The 6,380-nt window shown below is 70.6% G+C and carries 8 protein-coding genes; 4 read left to right on the top strand and 4 right to left on the bottom strand.

Translation table 11 applies throughout. From position 1 onward, the window contains the following. Positions 1–61: 61 nt before the first annotated feature. On the bottom strand, positions 62–571 hold the full coding sequence (locus ACFXGJ_RS10865; RefSeq protein ID WP_378618839.1) for a DUF3093 domain-containing protein: 510 nt from the start codon (positions 569–571) through the stop codon (positions 62–64). 18 nt (positions 572–589) lie between these two features. On the opposite strand from ACFXGJ_RS10865, the gene dut reads away from it, so the two are divergent. Beyond that, entirely contained in the window at positions 590–1,087 is a 498-nt protein-coding gene (dut, locus tag ACFXGJ_RS10860) for a dUTP diphosphatase (protein ID WP_378618836.1), read from the top strand. Further along, complete coding sequence (locus ACFXGJ_RS10855; RefSeq protein WP_378618842.1) at positions 1,087–1,947, top strand: DUF3710 domain-containing protein; 861 nt, start codon at positions 1,087–1,089, stop codon at positions 1,945–1,947. The genes dut and ACFXGJ_RS10855 overlap by 1 nt, the downstream gene beginning before the upstream one ends. Here ACFXGJ_RS10855 and ACFXGJ_RS10850 read toward each other — a convergent pair. Further along, complete coding sequence (locus ACFXGJ_RS10850; protein ID WP_378618834.1) at positions 1,944–2,651, bottom strand: alpha/beta hydrolase; 708 nt, start codon at positions 2,649–2,651, stop codon at positions 1,944–1,946. The genes ACFXGJ_RS10855 and ACFXGJ_RS10850 overlap by 4 nt on opposite strands. A 138-nt stretch (positions 2,652–2,789) precedes the next feature. Here ACFXGJ_RS10850 and ACFXGJ_RS10845 point away from each other — a divergent pair, with 138 nt between their 5' ends. Continuing rightward, positions 2,790–3,167 (top strand): OB-fold nucleic acid binding domain-containing protein, encoded by a 378-nt coding sequence (locus tag ACFXGJ_RS10845; RefSeq protein ID WP_378618831.1) that lies wholly within the window; start codon positions 2,790–2,792, stop codon positions 3,165–3,167. A 49-nt stretch (positions 3,168–3,216) separates the two neighbouring features. Then, positions 3,217–3,936, top strand: a complete 720-nt coding sequence (locus ACFXGJ_RS10840) for a DUF3159 domain-containing protein (RefSeq protein WP_378618828.1) — start codon at positions 3,217–3,219, stop codon at positions 3,934–3,936. 154 nt (positions 3,937–4,090) lie between these two features. On the opposite strand, the gene ACFXGJ_RS10835 is transcribed toward ACFXGJ_RS10840, so the two are convergent. Together ACFXGJ_RS10835 and ACFXGJ_RS10830 are read right to left on the bottom strand one after the other, a co-directional pair. Continuing rightward, positions 4,091–4,675: a TetR family transcriptional regulator gene (locus tag ACFXGJ_RS10835; protein ID WP_378618826.1), complete on the bottom strand. Its 585-nt coding sequence runs from the start codon at positions 4,673–4,675 to the stop codon at positions 4,091–4,093. Further along, positions 4,659–6,239 carry a DHA2 family efflux MFS transporter permease subunit gene (locus ACFXGJ_RS10830; protein ID WP_378618823.1) on the bottom strand — a complete coding sequence of 527 codons (1,581 nt, stop codon included), beginning with the start codon at positions 6,237–6,239 and terminating at the stop codon, positions 4,659–4,661. The genes ACFXGJ_RS10835 and ACFXGJ_RS10830 overlap by 17 nt, the downstream gene beginning before the upstream one ends. Between the last annotated feature and the right edge of the window lie 141 nt (positions 6,240–6,380).

Genomic DNA, 6,380 nt, shown 5'->3' with positions numbered 1-6,380 from the left:
GGCCTGCATGCAGGCCGGGCATCGTTGTCTGTACTGCCTCGAGGCCGGCTCGAGCCCCCGGCTACGTCCGGGTCAGCGCGGCGGCGAGGTCGGCCGGCCGGCGGGTGCTGACCAGCCAGTACGGCGTCGGGTCATCCGGATCGTCGAGCACGATCAGCACCATCGGCTTGACCCAGGTGCGGTGCTCGACGTACGCGGCGGGGTCTAGCTGGCGACCGAGGGCAGCCGACTTCGCCGTACCCGGGACGACGGCGACCCGGGCGATCGCGTCCAGTGGCAGGTGGGCGCGGCCCGCACGCAACTCGCCGGGTGCGCCGCCGATGCCGTCGAAGACCTCCACCCGTACCCGGCTGAGCCACACCAGTGCCCACGCGGCCAGCGGCGTCAACAGAACGAACGGCACCCACTTGACCAGACTGCGCACCCCCATGTTGACCTCGACGGCGAGCAAGACCACGACGACGAGGCCGGCGATCCACCACCACAGCGGCACCCACAGCCGCTCGGAGTAGCGCGGAGCTGCGGCGACGCGGTCGGTGAGCGGGGATGCAGGTTGGGGGTTCTCGGACACGCATCCAGAGTAGTCTCGGTGCACGTGAACGATCTTCCTGCCATCGAGCTGCTGCGCCTCGATCCCGAGATACCGGTCCCGCAACGTGCGCACGAGTCGGACGCGGGAGTCGACCTGTGTTCCACCATGGACGTCACGATCGAACCGGGCGAGCGGGTGCTCGTCGGGACGGGGATCGCCATCGCCCTCCCGGTCGGCACGGTCGGCCTGATCCATCCGCGTTCAGGCCTCGCGGCCAAGTCCGGACTGTCGGTGGTCAACACGCCCGGCACGATCGATGCCGGCTATCGCGGCGAGATCAAGGTCTGCCTGATCAATCACGACCCACGTACCCCGATCGACATCCGGCGGGGAGACCGCATCGCGCAGCTGCTGGTGCAGCGCGTCGAGCTGGTCTCGTTCGTCGAGGTCGACTCGCTCGACGACACCAGCAGGGGCACCGGAGGCCACGGCTCCAGTGGTGGACATGCGATCCTGCACGCTGTGTCGGCACTGCCCGAGGAAGAGGCGCAATGATTTTCGGACGCAAGAACAAGACATCAGCGGCGGCCGACGAGCAGCCGGACCGGTTCGAGGACCTGCGCGGCGACGCGCCCGAGCCCGCCGTCGCCGACGAACGCGACGACGAGTTCGAGGTCACGGAGGAGCGCGGTCCGTACGACGCGACCGAGTTCGACGCCGCGGACCTCGAGGAGGAGGCCGCCAGCCGACTCGACCTCGGGTCCGTGCTGGTGCCGATGCCCGAGGGCGGGCAGATCCAGGTCGAGATGGCCCCGGACGGCAGCCCGCAGGCGATTCATCTGGTCACCCAGCACGGCCGGATCACCGTGGCCGCGTACGCGGCGCCGAAGTCCCCGGGCCAGTGGCGTGAGGTCGCGGGTGACCTCGCCGAGTCGCTGCGCGCGGACAACGCCGCGGTCAGCGTCGAGGGCGGCCCGTGGGGCCGTGAGCTGCACGCGGTCACCCCGAACGCGGACCTGCGCTTCATCGGTATCGACGGCTACCGCTGGATGATTCGGTGCGTCGCCGCCGGCCCGACCGGAACCGCGGGCGTCGACTCGGCCCTCGCCGAGACCGCGCGGGAGGTGCTGCGCGAGACCATCGTCAAGCGCGGCGACGAGCCGAACCCGGTCCGCACCCCCCTGCCGGTGGTGCTGCCGCAGGCGCTGGCCGAGCAGCTGGTCGCGGCCCAGCAGCAGCAGATGGAGGCCCAGCAGCAGCAGCTGGAGGCGCAGCAACAGCAGCTGCAGCAGCAGGCTCTCGCGGAGCAGCAGGCCGCGGTCGCCGAGGCCGTGCTCGAGCAGCAGGCCCAGCCGGAACCGCCGGAGGAGCGTCCGGGCGGATCCGGCTCGGCGATGCAGCAGCTCGGCCGCTAGCGCGCCGCCCGCGAGAGGGCGGCCAGGCAACCGCGCCCGAGCGCTCCGGGATCGGCACCCACCTGGTCGAGGGTGACGGTCTCGATGGCCGAGTGCGGGAGCAGGGCCGCCCACTGCTCGCCCACGGCCAGGGGATGTACCGGATCGTCGGTGGCCGAGCAGATGCCCACCGGCGTGACCGTGCTGGCCATCTCGTCCTCGTCGAGCCCCCGGTACCCGGCAGCCTCGTCGAGAGCCAGGGGAAGGTGCGGCCACTGCGACCGCCACGACCGTTCCAGTTCGCCGCCGAGCCAGGCCGGCGAGGACTCGATCATCGCGCCGGTGACGGCCTCGAGTCCGTCGGCACGCAACCGGCTCGCGGTGAGCGTCGCGCTCAGCGCCGCCGGGGCGTCGATGGGATCGCCGGTCCAGGCGGGCAGCGCGGCCAGCACGCCGGCCGCCAGCGAACCGTGGCGGGCGGCCCACTGCAGGGCGACCGCGGCGCCGATGGAGATGCCGCCCGCGAGGATCGGTCCGTGCCGATCGGCGGCCGCGGTGAGCGCGTCGAGGTAGCTGCCGACGACGCGGCGCGGATCCGGGTCCACCGCGACGACATCCACTCCGACCTGCGACAACGCGTCCGTGAACGCGCGCGCGGCGAAATGTGCGTCGGATCCGGTTCCGGGCAGGACCACCGCTACCCGCGGCAGGGTCAGTTCTGGCATACGTCGATACTGCCCGGTGGGTGTGACGGTGCTCGCAGACGGTGTGGTTAGCGGTATGGGTTGGGGTTACAGTGGCGATCACAGGAAGACCTACCACGCGGGGCGAGGCTCGCACCGCACATGCTCCAGGAGCGCGCAATGGCACTCGCGGCCAACGGTTACTTTCGTCGACTCACCCGTCGACTGACCGAGGACGTCGATCAGCTCGACGCCGAGGAGATGGCCAGCTTGTCGGAGGCCTCGGGGGCGCAGCGCGCTTGCGACTGCTCCCGCGGGGAGGAGGTCACGATGCTCGGTCGGCTGCGCAGCGTCGAGGCCTGTCCGAAGTCCGCCAACGCGAGCGTCGAGGCCGAGTTCTTCGACGGCACGGACGCGGTCACCCTGGTGTGGATCGGCAGGCGCCGGATCGCGGGTATCGATCCGGGCAAGAAGCTGATGGTGCGCGGGCGTCTCGGCGACCGCAACGGTCAGAAGGTCATCTTCAACCCGTACTACGAGCTCCGCGGCGACGCCTGATCGACGCCGCCTCGACGGGGCCGCCCGACAGGTGTGGCAGGCTCGTGGAGTGAGCGACACGCAGCAGCAGTCCATTCTCGAACAGCTCGGTGGCATCAGCGGGCTGGTGTACTCGACGCTGCCGATCCTGCTCTTCGTGCCGGTCAACAGCGTGTTCGGGCTCACCGCCGCGATCTGGGCCGCGCTCGGGGTCGCCGCGGTCGTGCTGGTCTGGCGACTGGTGGTCCGCGGCACCATCCAGCCTGCGATCTCCGGTTTCATCGGCGTTGGCATCTGCGCGTTCATCGCGCACCGGACCGGCGACGCCAAGGGCTACTTCCTGTTCGGCATCTACACCTCGCTGCTGTACGCCGCCGTGTTCGTCGTCTCGATCCTGGTGCGCTGGCCGCTGGTCGGCGTGCTGTGGGGTTTCCTGAACGGCCACGGCAACAGCTGGCGCAAGTCCCGGCCGGCGCTGCGGGCCTACGACATCGCGACCGTCGCCTGGGCGCTGGTGTTCGCTGCGCGGTACCTGGTGCAGTCGCAGCTCTACGACACCGACCACACCGGTTGGCTCGCGGTCTCGCGAGTCGGGATGGGGTGGCCGCTGACGGCACTGGTGCTGTTGGTCACCGTGTGGGCGGTGCGGCGTGCGGACCGGATCGTGGACGAGTCGGGTGTCGACGAGCCCGTCCTCGACACCGACGCGGCTCCGGACGTCGAGGCCGGACGGCCCGTGCCCGGGACCGAGGACCGCGGCGAGTCCGGTCCCGACCTGAACAGGCCGTGATGTCGGCCGAATGAATGTCGGTCGTTCGGATTAATTGCGCAGAGCCAACTGTTATCGAAATGCGAGCAAATTGTGATCTGACCCACTATTTCGACTCGTTTCGGCAAACAGCTCGGCTCGGGGCATTCGGAATTCGCGAGCGAATACGGGTGGTTCATTCGACCGGTAGTCCGGCCTCGAGCAGTTCGAGCGCCCGGATCGGGTACCGAAGGTCCTGCGGGGCCGTGCCCGCCATCGCCAGTACCGCTCCGGTCATCGCGCCGACCAGGACCCGCAGCCGGGTGTCGTCCCGGCTACGGCCCAATCGTGTGGCCAGGAGTTCGACGCCGTAGTCGATGCTCCGGTAGAGCTCGTCGGTGAAGGCGGCCCGCAGCGCCGGCACCGCGAACATCAGCCGCGTGCGGGCCAGTTCGAGCGCGATCTGCTCCTCGGACATAGCGGCCAGGGTCGCCTCGTAGGCCTGGCGCAGCGCGGTCAGCGGCGGCACGTCGAGCGGGATCTGTTCGAGAGCGGCGAGGGTCGGGTCGTCCAGGTCGTCCGCCATGACGACCCGCTCCTTGGTCGGGAAGTAACGGAAGAACGTGCTGGGGGACACCTCGGCGGCCTCGGCGATCTGCTCGACGGTGGTCGCCTCGTAGCCCTGGGACTCGAACAGCCGCATGGCTTCTGCGCGGATGGTGGCCCTGGTCTTGAGCTTCTTGCGCTCGCGCAATCCGGGTCGGTCAGATCGTGGTGCCATGGCTCAAGCTTTCCGTACCGGTGCGCGGCGGGGGTTCGGGCGCGCCGTCGGCGGCGTCCTCCTCGGGCGCCGGGCGCAGCGGGAGCGCGATCGCGGCCGCGACGGCGCACCCCACCGAGACCGCCACGGTCACCCACAGCACCGCGGACATGCCCGCGACGAACGACTCCCCGGCAGTGCGGGCCAACGCCGGCATGCCCGACTGCTGCGCGATCGCCATGGCGGACGCGACGCCGTCGCGGGCGCGTTCGGCCGCCGCGGGTGGGAGCGCGCCGGTGTCGAGGTGTGCGCGGTAGGTCGAGGCCAGCACCGTGCCGAGGACGGCGACGCCGATCGTGCCGCCCGCCTGTCGCAGCGCCTGGATCAGCGCGGATCCCGATCCCGACCGCTCTGCAGACAGGGTGCCGACGGCGGCGGCCATCGCCACCGGCATCACCAGCCCCAGCCCGGTTCCGGCGAGGGTCAGCCAGCAGGCCACGAGCGGGTACGGCGTGCCGGTCGAGGTGAAGGTGGCGAACAGGGCCGAGCCGGCGAGGACCGCGAATCCCAGTCCGATCACGGCACCGGGTCCCAGGCGGAGCCCGAGCGCGGCGCCGAGGCGTGTGCCGATCACCAGGCCGCCGATCAGCGGCAGCAGTTCGAGGCCGGTGTGAAAGGCGTCGCTGCCCCGCACGGACTGGAAGAGCTGCGGAAGCGAGAAGAACAGGCCGAACATGACGAAGGTCACCGCGGTGGAAAGTGCTGCACCCCAGGTGAACTCGCGGCTTCGCAGCAGGGTCAGGTCGATCAGGGGGTAGCGAGCGTGGCGCTGGCGGACGACGAACGCGGCCAGGACGACGACGCCGGTCGCGAGGCTCGCCAGGGTGACCGGATCGCCCCAGCCGTCCTCGCCGGCCCGGATGAAGCCGTACGTCAGCGCGAGCAGTCCCAGTGCCGACAGCACCGCCCCGGGCAGGTCGAAGGGCAACCGCTGGGCGGCGCGCGACTCCGGCACCAGTGTCACGATCGCGAGCAGGCCGACGCAGACGAGTGGCACGTTGATCAGGAACACCGAGCCCCACCAGTAGTGCTGCAACAGCCAGCCGCCCACGATCGGGCCGAGGGGCAGTCCGACCGCCGTCGCGGTGACCCAGACGGCCAGCGCGCGGGCCTGCTCGCGCCTGTCGGGGAACATGACCGGCAGCACCGCCATCGACATCGGCATCATGACGGCGGCGGCCAGGCCGAGAACCGCTCGCGCGCCGATCAGTTCGCCGGCCGTGCGGGAGTAGGCGCACGCCACCGACGCGACACCGAACAGTGCCGTCGCCGCGACGAGCATGCGCTTGCGGCCGACGCGGTCGCCGACGCCGCCGGCCGGCAGCAGCGCCCCCGCCAGCACCAGGGTGTAGGCCGTGCTGAACCACTGCAGTTGCGACGTGGTGGCGTGCAGGTCCACCGCGAGGGTGGGCAGCGCGACGACGAGGACTGTGGTGTCGAGGCCGATGGTGAGCATGGCCACCGCGAGGGCGGCGAGTGCCCACCAGCGATTGGTGGTGGTCGTGGAGGCGGCGGCTGGTGTCATGAGAGAGACTCCAATGTGAATGAAGCTGTAAACTGAATGTAGCTCTCATAATTTCCCGGGACAAGGGGCATGGGGAATCAACCGGCCGGGCGGTGCCGCCACCGCCCTCCGGGGGAGTTCCTCACCTCGACGGCGTGTGAA

Source organism: Rhodococcus sp. NPDC059234, assembly GCF_042754225.1.
In the GTDB taxonomy this organism is placed as follows: Bacteria; Actinomycetota; Actinomycetes; order Mycobacteriales; family Mycobacteriaceae; genus Rhodococcus_G.
This window is presented reverse-complemented; position numbering and strand designations above follow the sequence as displayed.

Excerpts from the sequence above, each read along its gene's own strand:
- ACFXGJ_RS10850 (WP_378618834.1), bottom strand. The coding sequence starts at position 2,651 with ATGCCAGAACTGACCCTGCCGCGGGTAGCGGTGGTCCTGCCCGGAACC.
- ACFXGJ_RS10845 (WP_378618831.1), top strand. The coding sequence starts at position 2,790 with ATGGCACTCGCGGCCAACGGTTACTTTCGTCGACTCACCCGTCGACTG.
- ACFXGJ_RS10835 (WP_378618826.1), bottom strand. The coding sequence starts at position 4,675 with ATGGCACCACGATCTGACCGACCCGGATTGCGCGAGCGCAAGAAGCTC.
- ACFXGJ_RS10830 (WP_378618823.1), bottom strand. The coding sequence starts at position 6,239 with ATGACACCAGCCGCCGCCTCCACGACCACCACCAATCGCTGGTGGGCA.